The 19682-nt window shown below is 39.4% G+C and carries 17 protein-coding genes and 1 pseudogene; 4 read left to right on the top strand and 14 right to left on the bottom strand.

Features of this window, described 5'->3' with window-relative positions; translation table 11 throughout:
• Window positions 1-5: 5 nt before the first annotated feature.
• From DO88_RS10515 to DO88_RS10525, 4 genes are read right to left on the bottom strand one after another with little or no spacing between them, the layout of a single operon-like run.
• Window positions 6-2117, bottom strand: a complete 2112-nt coding sequence (locus DO88_RS10515; protein WP_033039104.1) for a TonB-dependent siderophore receptor — start codon at window positions 2115-2117, stop codon at window positions 6-8.
• A 33-nt stretch (window positions 2118-2150) separates the two neighbouring features.
• Window positions 2151-3455: a DUF3526 domain-containing protein gene (locus DO88_RS0118285; RefSeq protein ID WP_033039102.1), complete on the bottom strand. Its 1305-nt coding sequence runs from the start codon at window positions 3453-3455 to the stop codon at window positions 2151-2153.
• Complete coding sequence (locus tag DO88_RS10520; RefSeq protein WP_033039099.1) at window positions 3452-4900, bottom strand: ABC transporter permease; 1449 nt, start codon at window positions 4898-4900, stop codon at window positions 3452-3454. The genes DO88_RS0118285 and DO88_RS10520 overlap by 4 nt, the downstream gene beginning before the upstream one ends.
• Window positions 4900-5724 (bottom strand): ABC transporter ATP-binding protein, encoded by an 825-nt coding sequence (locus DO88_RS10525; protein WP_198022406.1) that lies wholly within the window; start codon window positions 5722-5724, stop codon window positions 4900-4902. The genes DO88_RS10520 and DO88_RS10525 overlap by 1 nt, the downstream gene beginning before the upstream one ends.
• 306 nt (window positions 5725-6030) lie before the next feature.
• Here DO88_RS10525 and DO88_RS10530 point away from each other — a divergent pair, with 306 nt between their 5' ends.
• Window positions 6031-6732, top strand: a complete 702-nt coding sequence (locus tag DO88_RS10530) for a metal-dependent hydrolase (protein ID WP_033039098.1) — start codon at window positions 6031-6033, stop codon at window positions 6730-6732.
• Between the two features lie 252 nt (window positions 6733-6984).
• Window positions 6985-7587, top strand: a complete 603-nt coding sequence (locus DO88_RS10535) for a thiamine biosynthesis protein ThiC (protein WP_033039095.1) — start codon at window positions 6985-6987, stop codon at window positions 7585-7587.
• Window positions 7588-7802: 215 nt separating this feature from the next.
• On the opposite strand, the gene DO88_RS18895 is transcribed toward DO88_RS10535, so the two are convergent.
• Entirely contained in the window at window positions 7803-8075 is a 273-nt protein-coding gene (locus DO88_RS18895) for a hypothetical protein (protein ID WP_149605304.1), read from the bottom strand.
• 469 nt (window positions 8076-8544) lie between these two features.
• A complete protein-coding gene (locus DO88_RS10545) occupies window positions 8545-9519 on the bottom strand; it encodes a transposase (protein ID WP_033039090.1) in 975 nt (324 codons plus the stop codon).
• Between the two features lie 91 nt (window positions 9520-9610).
• On the opposite strand from DO88_RS10545, the pseudogene DO88_RS10550 reads away from it, so the two are divergent.
• Window positions 9611-9922 (top strand): annotated as a pseudogene (locus tag DO88_RS10550) (group II intron maturase-specific domain-containing protein); the annotation flags it as partial.
• A 74-nt stretch (window positions 9923-9996) separates the two neighbouring features.
• Here DO88_RS10550 and DO88_RS10555 read toward each other — a convergent pair.
• The 3 genes from DO88_RS10555 to DO88_RS10565 form a co-directional block, all read right to left on the bottom strand.
• Window positions 9997-11850 (bottom strand): ATP-binding protein, encoded by a 1854-nt coding sequence (locus tag DO88_RS10555; protein ID WP_033039086.1) that lies wholly within the window; start codon window positions 11848-11850, stop codon window positions 9997-9999.
• A 280-nt stretch (window positions 11851-12130) separates the two neighbouring features.
• Window positions 12131-12745, bottom strand: coding sequence for a cold shock domain-containing protein (locus DO88_RS10560; RefSeq protein WP_033039085.1), 615 nt, complete (start codon window positions 12743-12745; stop codon window positions 12131-12133).
• A 156-nt stretch (window positions 12746-12901) separates the two neighbouring features.
• Entirely contained in the window at window positions 12902-13405 is a 504-nt protein-coding gene (locus DO88_RS10565) for a DUF421 domain-containing protein (RefSeq protein WP_033039082.1), read from the bottom strand.
• Window positions 13406-13590: 185 nt separating this feature from the next.
• Between DO88_RS10565 and gloA the strand changes: the two genes are divergently transcribed.
• Entirely contained in the window at window positions 13591-14118 is a 528-nt protein-coding gene (gene gloA / locus DO88_RS10570) for a lactoylglutathione lyase (protein WP_008133768.1), read from the top strand.
• Window positions 14119-14184: 66 nt separating this feature from the next.
• Here the strand turns inward: gloA and htpX are convergent, their stop codons facing one another.
• From htpX to DO88_RS10595, 5 genes are all read right to left on the bottom strand, one after another.
• The gene (gene htpX / locus DO88_RS10575) at window positions 14185-15048 is read right to left on the bottom strand and encodes a protease HtpX (RefSeq protein ID WP_002961248.1); all 864 of its coding nucleotides are present in this window, start codon (window positions 15046-15048) and stop codon (window positions 14185-14187) included.
• A gap of 212 nt (window positions 15049-15260) precedes the next feature.
• The gene (locus DO88_RS10580; protein WP_033039079.1) at window positions 15261-16820 is read right to left on the bottom strand and encodes an FAD-dependent oxidoreductase; all 1560 of its coding nucleotides are present in this window, start codon (window positions 16818-16820) and stop codon (window positions 15261-15263) included.
• 120 nt (window positions 16821-16940) lie between these two features.
• Window positions 16941-17624 (bottom strand): dethiobiotin synthase, encoded by a 684-nt coding sequence (gene bioD, locus DO88_RS10585; protein WP_033039077.1) that lies wholly within the window; start codon window positions 17622-17624, stop codon window positions 16941-16943.
• Between the two features lie 28 nt (window positions 17625-17652).
• The gene (locus DO88_RS10590) at window positions 17653-18528 is read right to left on the bottom strand and encodes a methyltransferase domain-containing protein (protein WP_033039074.1); all 876 of its coding nucleotides are present in this window, start codon (window positions 18526-18528) and stop codon (window positions 17653-17655) included.
• Window positions 18525-19676 (bottom strand): aminotransferase class I/II-fold pyridoxal phosphate-dependent enzyme, encoded by a 1152-nt coding sequence (locus DO88_RS10595; protein WP_033039073.1) that lies wholly within the window; start codon window positions 19674-19676, stop codon window positions 18525-18527. Before DO88_RS10595 ends, DO88_RS10590 begins: the two co-directional genes overlap by 4 nt.
• Window positions 19677-19682 lie beyond the last annotated feature (6 nt).

The raw sequence follows: 19682 nt of genomic DNA, 5'->3' as shown, positions 1-19682 counted from the left end.
TACGTTTAAAATTTATACGTTGCAGATAGCCTTACACTTCTGGGGGTGCCCGGTTGAACCCACGCATCAGCAAATGAGTTAGTGTAATAGGTTTCATCAAACAGGTTATCTACCTCTGCACGCAAGCCAATTGCTTTGGTTACATCAACATCTATAAATGTACGTGCTGTTAAATAGCTTGGTAGCTCAAAATCGGTACCAAAAAAGCCGTTTCGAGAGTCTACATAAACTAAACCTGCGCCAAACTTAATTGCTTTGCCATATAACTCGGCTGATTTAACAAGCTGTAAACTAAGTTGATGCTTAGGAATATTTAATAAAGAACTACCCGCTTCAACGGTATAGCCAAAGTTAGCATCAAAAAATGAGTTTTCAATAGTTGCATCAACATACGCATACGATAGCCATAGGCTTACATCATCCGTTAGCTCACCGTTTATATCAATTTCTATGCCTTTGCTTTGTGCTTCGCCGATTGCAGCAAAAGTAAATGCAGTAGGATCGTCAACCACCAGCATGTTGTCTTGTTCCACTTTAAACATCGCAATGGAGCCAAATAAAGCGCCATCGTTTAAAGTAAATTTAACCCCCAACTCTGTTGAAGTAGATTGATTTGGTTCAAACCCATCGCCATTTGTATCAGTGCCCGATAAAGGCCTAAAGTTTTCGCCATAAGCAGCATAAACAGATACAAACTCGCTCGCCTCATACACAACACCCAACTGGGGGCTAACACGTGACTCATTTTGTTTTGATTGCGTATCAGCTAAACGATTATTAAGTGTTTGTTCGTAATCATCAAAACGTACACCAACGCGAATATCAAGCTTATCGGTTAGGCTTATTTGGTCTTGTATAAATACACCTAACGACTCTTGAACTTCTAACTTATCGGTATTGGCCGTCGGCGTAGGTAACTCATACGCCCCATATACAGGATTAAAAACATTTATATACTGATCGCCACGAACACGAAGAACAAATTGATCATTTTCGAACTTATCAGAATCAACACCTACTATTAAGCGGTGTTCTAATCCTGCAACCTCTAAATTACCCGTCACTTCTGCTCTAAACACCTGATATTTTGCATCGTAATCACGGTAACGTCTAAAGCGATTTACCTCTGCATCAACTACACCCGCAAAACCGGTTTCGGTAGCAAACCCTTCAAGCGACGTATCACGGTAGTTAGCGCCCAGTAATACGCTCCAATTATCATTAAAGTCATGAATAAACTCCAATTGATGACCCAGTACGTCAGCCTCTATTGGACCATCACCTGGCTCACCTAAAAAGCGACTTTCAGGAATAAGCCCAAGCTCGCCATCTATTGCTAATACGCCTCTATCAAAAGGAACTTCTTGGTCGCTGTATTCAAGCTCATATATTAATTGGCTGTTGTCATTAATGTTCCATGTAATTGAAGGGCTAAAGCCCTTTTTTGTTGTTTCTATCGTATCGCGAAAACTTTTGGCATCTTCATAAAAACCAACCAGCCTAATTGCTACGTCGTCATTAAGGGGGGTTGTGTAATCTACATCAGCGCGGTAGGTATCAAAGCTTCCTACGCTTAGCTTTAGCTCGCCGCTCGTATCAAACGTTGGGCGTTTAGTTACTAAGTTTACCGTACCGCCAGGTTCACCACGGCCAAATAAAGCAGCACGTGGACCTTTTAACACCTCAACCGATTCAATACCCGACAAATCACGTGAGCCACCAAAGCCACGCCCGGCATTAAACCCATTAACAAGATAATTACTTGGTAAGTTTTCATCGCCGACAAAGCCACGTAGCGCAAAGCTATTCCAAAGTCCGCCAAAGTTATTTTGACGCGCTACCGACGCCGATAAATCAAGCGCTTGATTTAAATTTATCGCACCCGCGTTTTCAAGTGCTTCTAAATCTATTTTTAATTCTGATTGCGGCGTTTCTAAAGGGCTAAAATTTCCTTGATAAGCTTGGCGTGTTCCAGTAACAGCAAGCCTTTCAATAACACTCATATTTACACTATCAACTTGCTCACTTTTATCAGCTGCTATTACCTGACTGCTAAATAAACTCACTAAACATGTGCTTAAATAAGTAAGTTTCAGCCCTTTTTTATTAGTATTCATTATAAACCTTGTTAATTAGTTGACTCATAAATTTTATTTTAACTGAACGCCTATGACCTCAGGCTCATCCTTTTTATTCAGTATTGTTTTACTAAAACTAGGCATGTTGTTAAGCGCAGCTTTAGTGGGCTCACCTTTAATAAATAACCAAGGGTAGTAAAATTCCCTTAAACATTTATGAAACCCTCGTATTTGATGCTCGTATCTAAATGCCGCTATTGCATCTGTTTTGGCTTTTCGCGTTAAGCTGCGTTGTAACAATAATGCAGGCGAAAACCACGATACCATTCCAGCTAACTGATACTTTTTGCGTGCTGCATCGCGGTACGCATGCGAAAGTTCAGCCGCTTTTTCATCCCCTACTTGTTGAAAGGCGTAATACCATTTCCACTCAAACTCGCTTTGCATATCAACATGATCTTTCCATGCGGGATTATTAGCTACAAAGGCGTCCATTGTAATTTGTTTTGGTAAGTCCCATGCATCGTTAACCGCCTCTCGCTGGCTAAGTACAATTTCGCCACCTTTAGGTGAATGCACTATTTTGTTAATCGCTAAATCACCTAAAATAGGAATAATAAAAGCAACTAGGACCCATATACCTATTAAAGCGGAGGCAACACGCGGCGCACTACTTGCTTGCTTGCCCATCCAAATACAAAGTGCAGCCCAAAAAACTAGATAGGCAACACACATAGTTGTTATCAATAAAACATCATAAATTGAACTACCAGCTACATAAGCGCCACCATAGAATGGCAACATTAAACACACGAGTAATAAAATAAACCTCACCAATATGCGTGCGCCCCATAAAGCAAAGTAAGAGCTCGACGTTGTGACTAATAAATCGTAACGACCACTGGTACGTTCGTTGGCAAATAAATCATGGAACAGCAAAATCACTATCAGCGGTGCCAAAGCACTTAACACAAACGCAAAATCAATTTTACCTGCTTGGGCAAGCTCAGGGTTTTGCGCATCGCTTTCGTAAATTTGTCCCTCCAGAGCGAGTAAGTTTACGCGGTGTTTCCATGGGTAAATATCGCGTTCACCCAAAGCAGCAAACGCTAAATTTGAAGGCGCTGAATACGTTAAATGAAAAGTATAATAAGCCAACATACCTGCATCAGTTTGCTGCGTTTGCACATTTAATCGTTCGGTTAGATCAGCTGATTTTAAACGTTCAATAGTTTCGCGTTGCTGACTTACTTCACTCAACCCACTGATAACGGCAAAGGCAGACACAGCAAATGTACAAAGTAAAAGCACCACTAAATATTTTTGACGAAGTAAAAAGCCAAATTCTCGCTTGAGGTGTAAAAATAAATAGCTCATAACAAACGTTTCCCTACAAACTTAATACCGCCGGCTAACACTGCAATCCACAGTAATAGCTGTAAAAATGCAGATGTACTTCGCTGGGCTCGCACCAACGCACTATCGCTATGAAAGGTAAAGTTTTGCAGTATTTTCCAATTATCAGCGCTAACACGTGCTTTTTTAGTGGCTGCGGCATCAGCATTGCGGTTCATGTCGTCTTGGTAATCAAGTTCTTCAATATGAACTTTGTTAAGCCCTTGCACAAAATCAAAACGTAGCTGCTCGGTTTCGCGTAAAAAGCGATGATGCGTTTCTATACTTGTACCAACCACAATCATAGAGAGCGAGCGAATCGCTACCATTGGTGAAACCCAACCAAAATAACGCGATACCTGCGTTTGCTTAAGCTCAGCTTGCATACGTTGCTGGGCAAATTGATTAAGTACTTCAGTTTGCTTAGCCTCTGATTCACTTGCCACTAACCCTCTAAAGTTTACCGGCAGCTCGTCAATGCTATTTACGTTGTACTTTTTAAGAAGTGATTGTTTAAATTGCTCAAAGGCAGGGTCGTTAGTGTTATGGCCATCGCCTACCTTTCTAAGCTCGGCTTTTACAGCAAAATCTGTTTCTATTTTACCGGCAGATGGCACAACTGTAGCTGCTGTCGTACTCGCTACGCGTGGCATAACAATACACAGTAAAATCCATACAAAGGCAAGTGCGGTAAAACTGCCACTGTTTTTACTAAACACACTAGAGGCCAGTAAAATAAGTAATACCCACACAGTTAAATATAAAGCGTAGCCAACAACAAAACTTACAACTGCCAGTAAGCTTTCACCTGTACCAAGTGTGAATAAAGCCGATACCGTAAGCGGAGTCAAAATTAAACCCACAACAGAAAGTAGCGCTAATCCTTTACCTGCAATTAGCGTTACACCCGATGTACCTTGCGATAACAAATACGAAAGCGTTTGCGATTCGCGCTCTCGGCTAATACCGCTGTAACCAATTAAAATCAGTAATAACGGCGCTAATGTTTGCACTATAAAGGCAGGCGTTAAACTGCCTAATTTAGTTAATGCAGTCCCTTGGCGACTATCTGCAAACATTGCGCTATTTTGTCTGTGCCCTTCTAAAAATATAGAGTTGCCTGTGTAAGCGTCAATACCGGGGTCGAGCGTACTAAGCGGCGCAGGCGTTCTAAACGCATAATGCCCGTAATGCACCATTCGGTGAGGATGGCGGTCGGGTTGATCAACAAAGCTTTTATCGCTTGTTGTTTGCAGTTCGTGCCTAGTATGGCTTAATTCCAGCATGGTAATGGCCGTTACAACTACCGAAGAAAGTGTAAGGATCAAACCAATGGCAAGCACAGTGACTGCCAATTTAGAGCGTAACCAATAACGCCATTCATCCTTGGCTATTAGCACTACTTTTGAAACGTTGTTTATACTCATTAATTGCCTCGGCTCTTATAATCACCAAAGGCAGCATGAACTTGTTCGGTATTAATACGCCCATTCTCAGGGGCATTAAATTCTCCTACCAGCTCGCCATTTTTTAATAAACCAATGCGATTAGCAACTTGGCAAGCACCATAAACATCATGCGTTACCATTAAAATAGTCGCACCCGTTAATGCAAGTTCACGTACAAGTTGATTAAATTCATCAATAGCAACTGGATCAAGGCCTGAGGTTGGCTCATCAAGTAAAAAAATCGGTGCTTCACGCAGTATCGCAAGTGCAATCGCTGTTTTTTGTCTCATGCCTTTTGAATAAGTTTGCATGTTGCGATCCCACGCATCTTGTTGCAGTGCAACACGATTAAAAGCCGCGTTAATTTGCTCATCTGATTTTTTAATATCAGCGAGTGATAAAAAATATTCAACATTTTCACGAGCAGTTAAATGGGGATATAACGTAGCCGACTCTGGCAAATACGCGGTTTTACCTCGTACAAAATCAAGCGCTTTACTCACCTCTTTACCCACGACTTTTACAGAGCCTTTAGTGGGCTTATTAAAACCCAATAACGTTTTTAAGGTGCTAGATTTACCCGCACCATTTCCTCCTAGTAGCGCATAAACCTCACCTGCCGCCACGCTGAAGCTTAAGTTTTTTAAAATGATGTTGTTTTTAATGCTAAAACTTAACGAGTCTACTTCAATAACTGCTTCGTTTTTAGTGGCTTGGGTCGTATTTGATGCTTTATTACGTGTTTGTTCCACACGCTGAGGTTCTATTGGTGATCTTTGATTAATTGCTGTTGATGTTGTCACATTCAAACTCTATTAAGGGGAAATTAGAATACCGTGAATGTTATACTATATCAAACACCAATTGCAACACTATAACATATTAATAGCTAACAATAGATACATCGTGCTGGGTTTCATTAACGAAAAGTTGTTCTATCCAAAATTACCATTTAGTGGAACAACTAAGCACAATAAAGAATAAGAATTGTAAAAAGCAGCAACTAATCAAAGTGATAAAACATATTTAAAGACCAATCTATAAAGAATAGTGAACAATAAACTTTTCAATTGTTAGAATGCCCACCTATTTTATTATCAAGAGATACAATGGCAAATTTCAATACTCATCTTAATACTGCCGTAATCATCACAGGCTTATGCTCTGCCACCTTATTATCTGCAGGCCATATTGATTTAAAGGGCGCACTCTGGTTATGGTTTTTAGGCTCAATTGGCGGCTTATTACCCGACATAGATTCAGATAACTCCACGTCACTCGATACTATTTTTAACTTATTTGCACTCAGCGCTGTATTACTGGTACTGCATTACATAACCACCAAGCTCATTATTGAAATTAGCTTTGTTGAGTTAATCGTAGTGCCCTTATTGGTTTACGGATTTATGAAATACATTATTAGACCCATTTTTGAATGGATCACAGTACACAGAGGCAGTTGCCACTCTTTACTATTTATACTGTTATGCGCGCTATTAACAACTCAAGTAACATGGAAACTAAATGACCAATCAACTACACAAGCAGCCGTCTTTGCTTGGTTAACAGGTGGGTTTATTTTACTCGGCGGGTTAATTCATTTATTGCTGGATGAAATTTACAGTGTCGATTTAAGTAATGTCACCATTAAACGCTCTTTCGGCACTGCTTTAAAAATAGCTGACTTTGATAATAAATTAATTACGCTAGCTTCAATTATTGCCATTGCAGGTTTAATCTATGTTGCCCCTCCTACAAAGCAAACTATTACAGCGTTAAGTGACTGGTCTCATTTTACGTTTTTATCATAACGTTTTAAGTAATAAGCCGTTTAACCACATACTCAAGAGGTGCTGCGCTTTTAGACCACACATTGCTTGAATCAAAACGATTTTGCCAATTAAATTTAGATTCAAAAAGTCATAGCTTTAGGCTATTTTTTATTAATTAATACTTTTATAGGTTTACATGAAATAATTAACTCGTTTTACCTGTCTTTTACCCAAGTATGAGAGCTATTACAGCTTTTAAAAGCATTAAATATAAAATTATAAGAGGTCCAAATGGAATTTACGAATAAACGCACCATCCTAATTACAGCATCTTTATTGTTGGTGTTAGCGATATCACAGGCTATTTTTTCTGCCCTTTACAGTGCTCAAATTAGCTTTTCAAGACAGTTTGCTTGGGGACTAGAAGCACTCGTTTTTACTTTACTTGTTGCCTTTGCGGGTTCTGCCATGGTGCAAGCAAAAAACGCTCAACTAGGCTGGTCGGCTATCGCGTTTAGCGCAGTACTTAACATAGTTCAGGTAAGCATTGGCCTAACTTTGTTTTCTACATTTGGAAAAGTTGCGGGTACCGTAGAAGGCGCACAACCTTTAATTAGTGGTGTGGTGTCTTTGTCATTCATGATTTACTACGCAGCCAAAGTATTATTGGGATTAGCAGCACTTGTTTTTGGACTGTCTTTTATTGCTAAAGGTGGCAAAGCGATTGGAGGCCTTACAGCCTTAGCTGGCGGAGTTGCAATGTTAGCCAATGGTATTTTAATAACTTTTGGCCGTGATGGATTTCTCCCATCAGGTGTTGCTGGCGCTTCGGGCATGATTGCAACGTTACTTTTGGCAATCTGTTTAATAAGCCTTTACCGTAAACAAGACTAAGGCTAATACCTTATTAGTAAGGTAGTTACTTAAATAAGTTATAAACATCAGCGTGTATTAGAGTGCTAATTCGCCGATGTTTTACGTTTAATGTGACAGCCATCTTATTTTTTAAGACTAATTCACAAAGTTGGTATGAGGCGCTGCGCTTTTAGAGGGGATAATAGATTGAATCAAAATTTATATCGGTAGACGATTTCTTTAGGTGTAAATGCTCAATCATTTTTTATGAATAACTTGGTAATATAATTTTTGCCGTTATCTTGGATATAATGTATTTCAACATAACCTCCATCAAAAATAACCTTATCGTTATATTTCCGGTTTGCAAAAAAATATGGCGCTGTTTGATAGTTATTATATTTAAAAAATACTCCTGACACTGAAAAACTCTGTGTTCGACTTGCCCCTTCTTTTTCTACTAATTTTTCAATTTCGCCTGTTACAACTCTCTGCTCATGCGATTTTATTTTAGCTATATATTGCATTTTTGAATATAAAGAAGTTATAGAAACTAGATTGTAAAGAATAAAAATAAAAAATAAGACGAAGAAATTAAACTTAAAAAACCGTTTAATATATAAATCGTATAATTTTTTGAGCCTCCCAATAAAGATTAAACTTATAACTATAAAAAGCACATATGGCAAAAATTCAATGCTATTAAAGCTAATTGTTGTCTCGTAGTAGTTTTTCATCATATGCACTTAAAATATCTCAACTTTTACACAAACTAACTAAACTAAACTAAACTAGACAGCCACTTTAATTGAACAAACAAAACAATGCCAAAAAATTCGCTCTTCAGGTTAAGAATTTATCTTTTATAACTGGGTCACTTTATTTCATCCGTTAAATAAGTCATTAGCCCTATTAAACCTAAATTACACGCATGAAAATAACTGCATAATGCAGTTGTGATTTATTACTGAATAGTTTTACTGAGTAGCTTAAGCTTTATGCAAGTAGCTTTTCGCAATTGCTAATATTTGATCGCCGTTTACGCTTTAAATTTTCACAGTAACTTGCTTGTGAGGCTGGCCTGCCTACTGCGCCATGAAATACGCGCGTAAATTGGGTTGTAAGCTTTAACCAGTTTTCTGGGGATATATTTAACCTTTCAAGCAAAGGAAGGTTCATATTATCAATATACCCGCGTTTATCCTCTCGTATTATTCGTCCTGTTAATTCAACAAGCTCAAGGTACGATTTAAGCTCAAACGGCAGCCCTTTTGGCATTGTTTGACGAGGCTTGCCTGCAAAGCGCAGTAGTGGTTTTGGTTGCTTACCTTCTTTTGCGTGTGTTATGCGTTGCTTGATGCTGGTATGGTTTGACTCTTCGGGCGTTTCTGCCATTTTTGCTCTAATGGGGTTTAAATCAACATAGGCCATACAGGCAGCAAGGGCTGCTTCATCTAATAATGCTTGAGACGTAAAGCGCCCCTCCCAAAAGCGGCCTGTGCAATTATCTTCTTTATTTGCTCTGCGGGCAATGTCTTCATTTAATAATCGCATAAACCAGCTGATACTGGATAGGCGCTCGCGGTAGTCATTTACTGTTTGATTGAAAAAGATGAGTTCGGCTTTACTTAGCTTTCCACCCTGTATGTATTTTTGCGTAAGTACAGTACCTTTACAGAGCTTATGCCAGCGAATGATAATCGCTTTATCGTTTAATCGATTCGCTTTTTTATCATCAACATACAGTACTAAGTGGGTGTGATTACTCATAACAGCGTAAGCACATACATCAATACAAAATACCTTCGCTAATTCAAGCAGCTTATCTTCAACCCACCCTCGTCGATGCTCGTAAGATTGACCAGTAAAACGGTCTTCGCCACATAAAAATGCACGGCGCACGCAACGCGAAATACAGTGATAGTATTTTGTATCAACCAAACTTACTTGACGCTTTCTTGCAATTGCCATAAGACACCCTGCTCGTTTTTTGCACTAACTAAAACGTAGTCCTAAATTTCGAAAAGAGCAAAATTTAGGATGGGTGTCATTGTTAATCGGTGTACGCGGCTGGGGACACTACTACCTAATAGCCAACGCTTATCAGCTAACGGTGGATTTAGATCACTGGATCCGCCGTAGGATAAGAATGTGCTACTGGCGGCAATGGCGTAAACCTCGCACCAAAGTACGCAGTTTAATGAAATTGGGTGTTAGCGAACGACTCGCCATAGCCTGTGGTATCACCAGTAAAGGCCCTTGTAGAAGCTCAAAAACAAAAGGAATTAACATTGCGCTAGGCAATGACTACTTAGCGTCACAAGGTTTAGTGTCATTGAGAGATATTTGGATCAATATTCATTACGGGAGATGAACCGCCCATTGCGGACCCGCATGATGGGTGGTGTAGGGGCTGGAGGTTAGAGACCTCCGGCTACCCGATTAGCACTACATACGCAAATGCCTGCTTATTTCATTTAACCAAGATAAAACTTCACCATCAAGGTCAATGTTACTTAAACGCTCAGGAGTCATATTATTTATAGCTCCTCGATTTAATCGTTTTTTAGCCTTACTTTCTTTTTGCCCTTGCTTTTTATCACTTACCTCATCCCAAGGAACGGTTGATTCTGAAGCTTCATGAACTGCTTGCGCAACTAAGGTTGGTACATCATCAAATGCTTGGAAATTTTCTGTCAAAGTAATTTCAAATTCCTCATTAATAGCCTCAAAATGAATATAGTTTTCCATTTCTCTTTTATTTGTAATAAATGAGCAACAATGATCTCCTCTTGCATTCACTCTGTCTGCTGCTGCTTGATACTTTGCTGCTTCAGGTGGTTCAATATCTCTATCTAAAACATGTACTTCTGGAACCTGTAGCCCCTCAAGTCTATTCGTCCATAGTTCCAATGTGGAACCACCCATTGGTATATAAACCAATTCACCATTCTGCTCCGCTAGTCTTAGATCGACAATATTGTCATCTGTAGCTGAAAGACAAGCTGATATATTACTCAGGTATTCAATGTCATTAGGTCCTTCTACGCCAACAAACACTTTTATGTTGTGGTTGGCAAACATACCGAGACTATCTTTGATCTTAAGAAATGTATTTTCATCATTATCTGCAAGTAGTCTTGTACCATCTTCAGCTTTATCAAGAAAACGTATAGAGTCTCGATCTATTCTCCCTGCTAAAATCGGGTTGTGTGTAGTAAAAATAACTTGATGATTATCTTCTAGTGAAAGCTCCTTCAAAGCATCAAGTAACAACAATTGGTTATTAGGGTGTTGAGATGTTTCTGGTTCTTCAATAGCAAAAATAACATCTTGAACATCTCTTTCACTTGCTAACTGTTCTGCTTTTGCTCTAAAGAAGTTAATTAAAAAAAGTCGTCTAACACCACTGCCACGTTTATTTAAAGGGATTTGATCTTCATTGGTTAGTGAAACAGAAAACACTTTACTCCAATTGAAGTTTGAAAAGTTTGGATTGAGTTGACTCGCTAATTCAGGGTCCATTTCTCTAATTTTGTCTATAGTTAAGTTAGTAACTTCTTCAACTTGCCTTTGTACAAACTCACCTATAGCATCTAAATCCACTGATTTTTCTTTAAGCGCTTCTTTAATTGCAAACTTTATAGGATCTTGAGCTTCTGCATCCTGATCTGAACTTGGTCTATCAGATTTAAATAATTGAAATAAAGGTAAGATGTTCTGTAGTGGTTTCCAGATTTTGGCTTTAATTTCTAGTTCTACCACTTCTTTTGATAGAGCATTCACAGGAACACTTGACCAGATAGCATGGCGTAAAGCTGACTTGATGGTTTGATTTACATCATCAAGTTCAATTTCTAACTGTCTTGCTCTACTACGCAACTGTGTTACTGATAGCGAAAATAAATCGTTAAAATTTTCTGCTGTTGGATGAACAGCATTCAGGTAGATTTCTTCACATTTTAATGCTGCGCCAGAATATACTCTTCTAATTTCAAGCTTGCTTTCTGAATTTAATAGATGTTCGTTTAATGGAGAAATTAAATTATCTGTATCTATTATCAAACTTTCAGGGATATCTCCAAACACACAAGTTATTTCAACATTATCGCTATTCCTTAACCCTGAAGAACGATCACCAGACTCAAGCCTGTCTGAGTTAAAAAAAGCATCAACGGCTTCAAGCACGCTAGACTTACCAACATCATTTTTTGCGATTAACGCTGTAAGTTCTGTGACAGGAATAGTTATTTCTTCTCTATAACAACGAAAATTTTTAATCTTAATTTTTTCAAGTTTCATCCAATGAATCCTATAAATATTTGGAGGTTAACAGCAGACTATGATTGGTAGTGCTAACAGTTTATTGAATCCCACTTTGGTGGGTTATAACACCCAAAAACGGCGTATATTACATTGTTCGATATTTACACTAAATAACTAGTAAGAACTAACTACAAGGGTTATTTAATGGCCTTCGTTATTTAACCCCAAAACGACTTTCAATAATGTTATGGGACAAAACTTACATGGCTTTATTTATACAGCCATTAATAAATCTATTTTTAAATGATTTATAAAATTACCACTCAGTTTTAAACCGTGAATCGTTCTCACAAGGTTTTCCATCACCATCGCCATCCATTTTTGTATTCGGGCAATTATTAATAAAAAATACAGCCTCTTCGCGTGAGCGCATTTCAGTACAATATTGCCTGCCATCACACGTAAAATTTTGCGTGTTTTTAGGAATAACGACTTTTGGGTATTTTTCATCAAAGGTGGCTAAATCGGCGTTGGTAATAACGGGAGTATGGTTATTAAATTGCTCGTTAGTTTTATAATGGTTGTATTTATTTACTGCGACAAAGCCAAGCACGGCAATAATGCTAATTGAGGCAACTTTACCTAAAAAGCTACTGGCAAAATTAGATTTAGCCATACGGTGCGGCTGTTGATTGTGTTTTTGATAAGGTGCTTTAAGCTCTGCAACGCCTTCTATACGGCAGTTAATTGCTTTGGTTTTACCGTCGGGCTGTGTTGCAACTTCAAAGTAAATGGTGTCGCCGACTTTTGGCTTGCGGCTCATGTGTTTGAGCGCTGATATGTGTATAAATGTGTCGTGTTCTAGGGTGTCTGATTTAATAAAACCAAAACCTTTGTCGGTTTTCCACGTCTTTAACAATCCTTTGTTCATTTATCCACCTGTTCTGCCTAAGCTGCGATTTACGCAAATTCCATTTAGTTAACACTTGTTATTATACGTTCCAGAATTAAAACCATGCAACAAGTAATATTATTTACAGTTATTTTAAATCTTCAAATTATTGGTATTTGTCAGCCGATTAAATAGCTAAAAAACATCTTTTAACGCAGTTTTAGAGCCACTGTTATTGTGCGCTATTACACTAAAACTGCCGTCTGTTTCGAGTACGACTGCGGCTACATCTTCAATGGCTAATATGCCTGCACCACGAATAGCAGCGCGAATTTCTGATTTAGTTACCCGCTGCGATTTAAGTTCAGCAGTGCAGTATTCACCATCACTCATTAAAAACGTGGGCTCTGCTTTTATAAGCGCTGCAAATTTTGACGAGCGCACACTAAGCCACGTAATAATATATTGCAGCCCTATTAACACAACAAACGCCAATATGCCCTCAGCTAACGGAACACTTTTTGAAATAATAACAGACGCCAATATAGAGCCCAGCGCAATGGTGACTATAAAATCGAACACGTTCCACTTTGAAAGCGTACGTTTACCCGATATACGTAGCCAAAACACCAGTGCAATATAACCCAGTACACCTATTGTAAGTACACGTAATAACCCCTGAATATCATCGTAAAACATAGTGGCTCCTTGTATTTAAAATTACTTATAGCGTTTAGTTAAACCGTACACGCATACAAATTAAAGCTATATGAATAAAAGGGTAAGTAATGAGTTAAAGCAGTTTAAATTTAACTTATGGTTGATTATGATAGCTTAAGCATTATATCTCTATTTTCGCTTCTTAATTTATACAAAGGATTACCATGTCTAGCTATAACGAATCTCCAGAGCAAATTGAACAAGCCACTAAAGGCTATGTGATGCAGCAAACTATGTTGCGTATTAAAGATCCCAAACCGTCGCTCGAATTTTATCAAAATGTATTAGGTATGAAGCTGTTAGGTAAGTATGACTTTCCTGAAATGAAGTTTACATTGTACTTTTTAGGCTACGAGCCAGAGCAGCCAGAAGGTGATGATAAAACCAAAGCTAAATGGGTATTTGGTCGCCCTGCACTCATTGAGCTTACCCATAACTGGGGCACAGAAAACGACGACAGCTTTGAGGGCTACCACAGCGGTAACCAAGAACCTAAAGGCTTTGGTCACATTGGTATTAGTGTACCCGATGTATACGCAGCCAGTGAACGCTTTGCAAAGTACGATGTAGAATTTGTGAAAAAGCCAGACGATGGCTCAATGAAGGGCTTAGCATTTATAAAAGACCCTGACGGTTACTGGATAGAAATACTCTCACCAGAAGGCATTACCGATATTATTTTTGGTAAATAACCAGCTTACTACACACTAAAAAGCCAGCTATTACGCTGGCTTTTGTGTTTGTAAATAAGAGTTACCTTATTTACGTAGTGCGTCTATTCGCGCATCAAGCGGTGGGTGCGATGAAAACAGCTCAGCAACACCTTTGCCACTTGCAATACCAAAGGCCATCATTGAGCCTTCTAATTGCGAAGGATGGTTTTGCTTTAATCGCTCAAGGGCTGAACGCATTTTATCAGCACCAACTAGTTTTGCTGCGCCGCTGTCGGCTGCAAATTCTCGTTTACGGCTGTAACTTGCAACCACTATGCTTGCTAGTACACCAAATAGTACTTGGAATAACATATCGAATAAGAAGTATGTCCAGCTACTGCCGCCCTCTTCCTCATCGCTATTAATAAAGTTATCTACAATGCCTGCCAGTACTTTTGCGGCAAATATTACAAAGGTGTTTACCACGCCTTGTATTAGCGTAAGCGTTACCATGTCGCCGTTAGCCACGTGCGATACTTCGTGGGCAAGTACGGCTTCGGCCTGATCTTTGGTCATGTTGTGCATTAAGCCTGTGCTTACTGCCACTAACGAGTTGTTTTTACTTGGGCCCGTTGCAAACGCGTTCATTTCTGGGCTGTCGTAAATAGCCACTTCTGGCATTTTAATACCTGCTTTTTGTGCTTGCGCAGATACCGTTTGTACAAGCCAATGTTCGGTTTCGTTTCGAGGCTGCGTAATTACATGCGCGCCTGTTGATTTTTTAGCGATCCATTTCGACATAAATAACGAAATAAACGATCCACCAAAACCAAATACGGTGGCTATAAGTAAAATTCCGCCAAGGCTACGATGGCTTAAGCCCAGCGCACTCATGATTATTGAAAGCACTACACCTAATACCAACATAACCGCTAGGTTAGTTAATAAAAACAAAAATATACGTTTCATATTGTCCTCACAAAAATAGGTTTGATCACCGAACATAAAATTAAATTAGGTTAAAGCAATCACTGCGTTATGACACACTATGTCATAACGTTAACGCTATTCTGTGACAAACTATGTCATAACACAAGTGTTATTTATGTGTTTATTGATAATTTTTTTAAGAAGCGTTTTACAGCAAATTTAAGTATGAGGTTTACTTATAGATCAGCTTTTTACAAGCTGTTATTTAGCTCTGCCATATCAATTGGAAAACCGCGCTCGTGTGCCAATATGCGTGCAACTTCGTCAATTTTGTCGCCGCTATTATGTTTAAGGTACGACCATTGGTGTGAACTGCGGTGATGATTTACAGCAGGATCGCTGCTTATTATTCCTAATTTTATAAACTCAGCCACTATTTGATCTGCCGCTATTAACGTTGACGATGCTTTAACATTTTCGGCCCGTGCATAATTAATATGCGAATATAAACTTACATCGGCTACGCGCAAAGTGTCGTCATCCCCTGGGATTTGTTGCCCGCCAAACAAGGCATTATTTTGTGTGCTAGCAGTTTTAAATGCAGGGACAAACTCGGCTACATACTCAATTGCTGTTTGGGTGCGTGTTTGCAAAGCTCCTTTATCCCAGCCATTTTTAATACAGTGCAGGTATTTATTGGGAATTTTAGGCTGTGCGCTCATTGGCGTTGCATCAGCTAAGCCATCATTAAACAATGTAATGTTGTTAGTCATGCCATGTATTTGAAAATATCCGTTAGGGTAAGGCGTTAGCTGCGCCATACCTTCTGGCGTACCACGGTTACCATAAATGATTATTTCGGGTATTTGCCCACCAGCACCTTGCCAATGAGTAATGTAAGAGGCTTTAAATTCGACCATGCGTTTTACATCTACACCAACGAGGTCGTCAATAATACCGGTTTGAAAACCACACGCATTAATTAGGTAATCTACCTCAATGGTTTGTGTATCAGATTGTTCATCAAGGCTTGGCTCTGATTGGTATTCAATGCACCACTTATGTGTTTGCTTATCTTTATTGGTATTTATAACTGGCGATACATTTTTAACACTGGTGCTTGTTAAAACATGAGCGTGTTTGTACTGTGCAAGGGCGAGTTGTGCACTGGCCGATAAACGAAATATATTCCAACCATATTCTTGTGCAACTATGAGCGGGAACTTTAACTTATCTAAATCTAAATGCTTAGCCACGGGTATCATCCACTCATCTAACGACGTGGGCTTGGCTACTTGTTTTTGTTTAGCAAGCTTTAGCATTTGCTCATAACTATATAACTGATAATAATGCTCTGGCTCTCCTAATACTTTATTAGCGCTGTCTTGCTCTACAAGCTCGCTGTAGGCTTGTGTTAATTTATTTAAACGCGGAAATAAATCCTCCGGGGCGTCGTCATCGCGCTTAGGCACTGCAAATACTGTGGGGCGAACATCGATGGTGTGAGGATAAAGGCGCGCAATATCTATACATTGCTTGAGTAAATCTATGCAGTCTTCGTCGGGTATTTCGCGATATAAGTTGCCACCAGCATGCAAATGGCACATTGGTGGGCCATCAATTAACGACTTTTTCTTTTCAAGTACATAAGTCTCTAACCCTAACGCAGCAAGCCTAATGGCTATTGTGGCGCCAGCTGTGCCTCCACCTATTATACCTACGCGTTTTTTAGGTAAGCCATAGTTTAGTGCTTTTGGCTCAGCGCTTACGTGCGCATCTGGGGCGTAGTTTTCAATAAATGGGGGCGTCATATAGTCGTTATGTCCTTAGTAACATTGTCTTTAAGCAAACTATGTATTTATAAACGTTTATATGTGTACTAAGGCTGACTATTTCAAGATTTACCTAAAAAGTAACTTTTTTAAAACCACTTAAGTGTTAATAGATAACGCACTAAGCAAGCTTTTGTATATTTGTAACTTAGGAGTTTGCTCGCTGTATGGGCTTATAGCAAGTATTGGAAACGGTAAACGTGCTTTAAGTGAATCAAGGTTTGCTTGGTATTCGTCCATGTTTTTATCAACTTGGTTTGCAATCCAGCCAACGCAGTTTATACCCATACTTTGCATATGCGCAGCGGTTAGTAACGCATGATTTAAGCAACCTAGTTTCATACCAACAACGAGTATTACCGGCAGTTGCTCTGCTTTAACCCAGTCGTATAAATAATCGTTTTTATTAATTGGTAATGCCCAGCCACCAGCGCCTTCAGTAAGTATGTAATTAGCGCCCTGTTGTTTTACGTTTTTATAAGCATCACTAAGTTTATCTACAGTAATACTCACCCCAACTTTCTCCGCTGCTATGTGCGGTGCAATAGGCGGTGCAAACGCAAACGGATTTACTACGTCGTATTTAGCGCTGACTGTTGCGCTTTCCATTAGTATTAGAGCATCGGCATTTACCAGCTGATCGAACGCCATTTCGCAGCCAGCAGCAAGGGGTTTAAAGCCAATGGCTTGTTTTTTGTGTTGGGCAAGTAACTTTAATAGCAAACTGGTAACGTGGGTTTTTCCGGCATCGGTGTCGGTGCCTGTTATAAAAAATTCTTTCATGCGTTGCCTTTAATGTCTTTGGGCTTATTTAATGTTTTTGTAATGATAACAGCACCACATGATAAGACACACATGCTTTGTTATTTATAAGCGGATACGCACTGCATACTTTTTGTAGCGCCGATTTAGTAAGTAGCCCTTGACGCGTATTGGTATGATTTTGTGTGGTAGCCCCAATAGCCTTAATAGAGGCAATAGCTTTTAAAGGTGTTGTGTATTCATCGGTGTAAATACGTTTTTTAGCGCTGTTAATAATAAACCCTGCATTTTGGACTGATTGGTTTATATGCAATTCACTATTAAAGGTATTTATGTGGCTGTTTGAATCAAGCGCGGCAAAGGCTGTTTTTATTTCGTTAAGTGAGCCCTCTACCACAGTGCTTATGTACGCCCGCCCGCCTGATTTTAATATACTGTAAAGTGATTGCATTAAAGCCGAAAAATTAGCAGACCACTGCACTGCAAAGTTACTGTAAATAACATCAACACTGTTTGCTTGTAGCGGTAAGTTATCCATATCGGCGCATATTTTTGGTGCGGTTAAATTACTACTTTGCAGCATGTTTATGCTCAAATCCATGGCAATAACGCTTGCAAACATACTTTGTAAGCGTTGTGTATTAACAAGCGGCCCTGCGCCTAAATCAACACAAAGCTTATTTTTATTAGAGCCTGGTTTTATGAGTGAAAATAGATCGCTCGCAGCATGTTTTTGTACATTTGCATGGGTGTTATAACTCGCCGCCGCCTTTGAAAACTTACTTTGGGTGGACTTTTTAAGCTCCTTGTTTAGCTCTCGACTTGGCTCCTTGTTTAACTCTATGTCCAATTCGCTACTTACTAGGCACGGTTTTACAAGTTGTGTTTGCACTAGGTCTGTTTTTAATACTGGCTGAGCAGTCATGCTATTGCACCTACTAAATGTTTAACTAAGTGCGTTATGTCCTGCTCGGTATGTGCGGCGGTTAAAGTAATGCGCAAACGTGAGGTGTTATATGCAACCGTTGGCGGTCTAATTGCAGTGAGCCAAATATCCTGTTGTTTAAGTTTATCTGCCGCTTGCAACGTTTGCTCAGCACAGCCTAATACTATGGGTTGTATGGCGGTGTTTGACTCCATTACAGCAATATTATGGGTTTTAGCGAGTTGCTTAAATAATGCAATATTAGCATTTAGCTTATCGCGTTTATCATCAGCTGTTTTTATGCTTTTAATACGCGCAAGTGTGTGGCTTGCCATAAGCGGTGACATAGCGGTTGAATAGGTGTAATCGCGATTAAATTGCAGCATGTAATCAATAAACTGTTTACTGCCTAATACACACGCGCCACTACTAGCCACTGCTTTACCAAAGGTAATGACTAATATATCTGGCAGCGTTTGGGTAATAAACGCTTCGCAACTCCCCAAACCTGTTTTACCTAATGCACCAAAGCCGTGTGCGTCGTCAATCATTAGCCATGCGTTGTGCTGTTTTGCAAGTGCGAGTAATTCTTTAAGAGGCGCGGTATCGCCATCCATCGAAAACACACCTTCGCTTATAATTAGCTTGTTTTGCGCTTTTGATTTTTCGAGCCGTGAGCGTAAATGGTTCATGTAGTTGTGATTAAAACGCACTAAAGCCGCGCTTGAGTGCATAGCCCCGTCAATCAAGCTTGCATGATTTAACTTATCTTGAAAAATAGCGCTGTTTTGTGCAGTGGCTTTATCTTGAAACAACGCTTTAATTACGCTGCTATTAGCGCTAAACCCTGAGTTAAATAACATTGCAGCGCCATAACCGAACTGCTCACATAAGTATTGTTCAAGCGCTTTTTGCTGCGCCTGATAACCTGTAACCAATGCTGAGCTGTGGCTGCCTAATGCGTGGGAGTCATTAAGATTAACAGCCACATCACCAAAACCTAAGTAATCGTTACTGGCAAAATTAAGATAGGTTTTATTATTAACCGTTATGGTGCGCGCTGTAGCGTGTTGTACTACGTGGCGTTTACGAAGTAACGCATCTTGCTGGCGAGCCTGCAGATGCGTATTTATAAAATCAAAAGGCATAGATAT

This window comes from Pseudoalteromonas sp. S3431, assembly GCF_000690035.1.
GTDB lineage: Bacteria > Pseudomonadota > Gammaproteobacteria > Enterobacterales > Alteromonadaceae > Pseudoalteromonas > Pseudoalteromonas fuliginea.
Note: the sequence above shows the minus strand (reverse complement) of the source record. Positions and strands in the feature narration are given on the sequence as shown.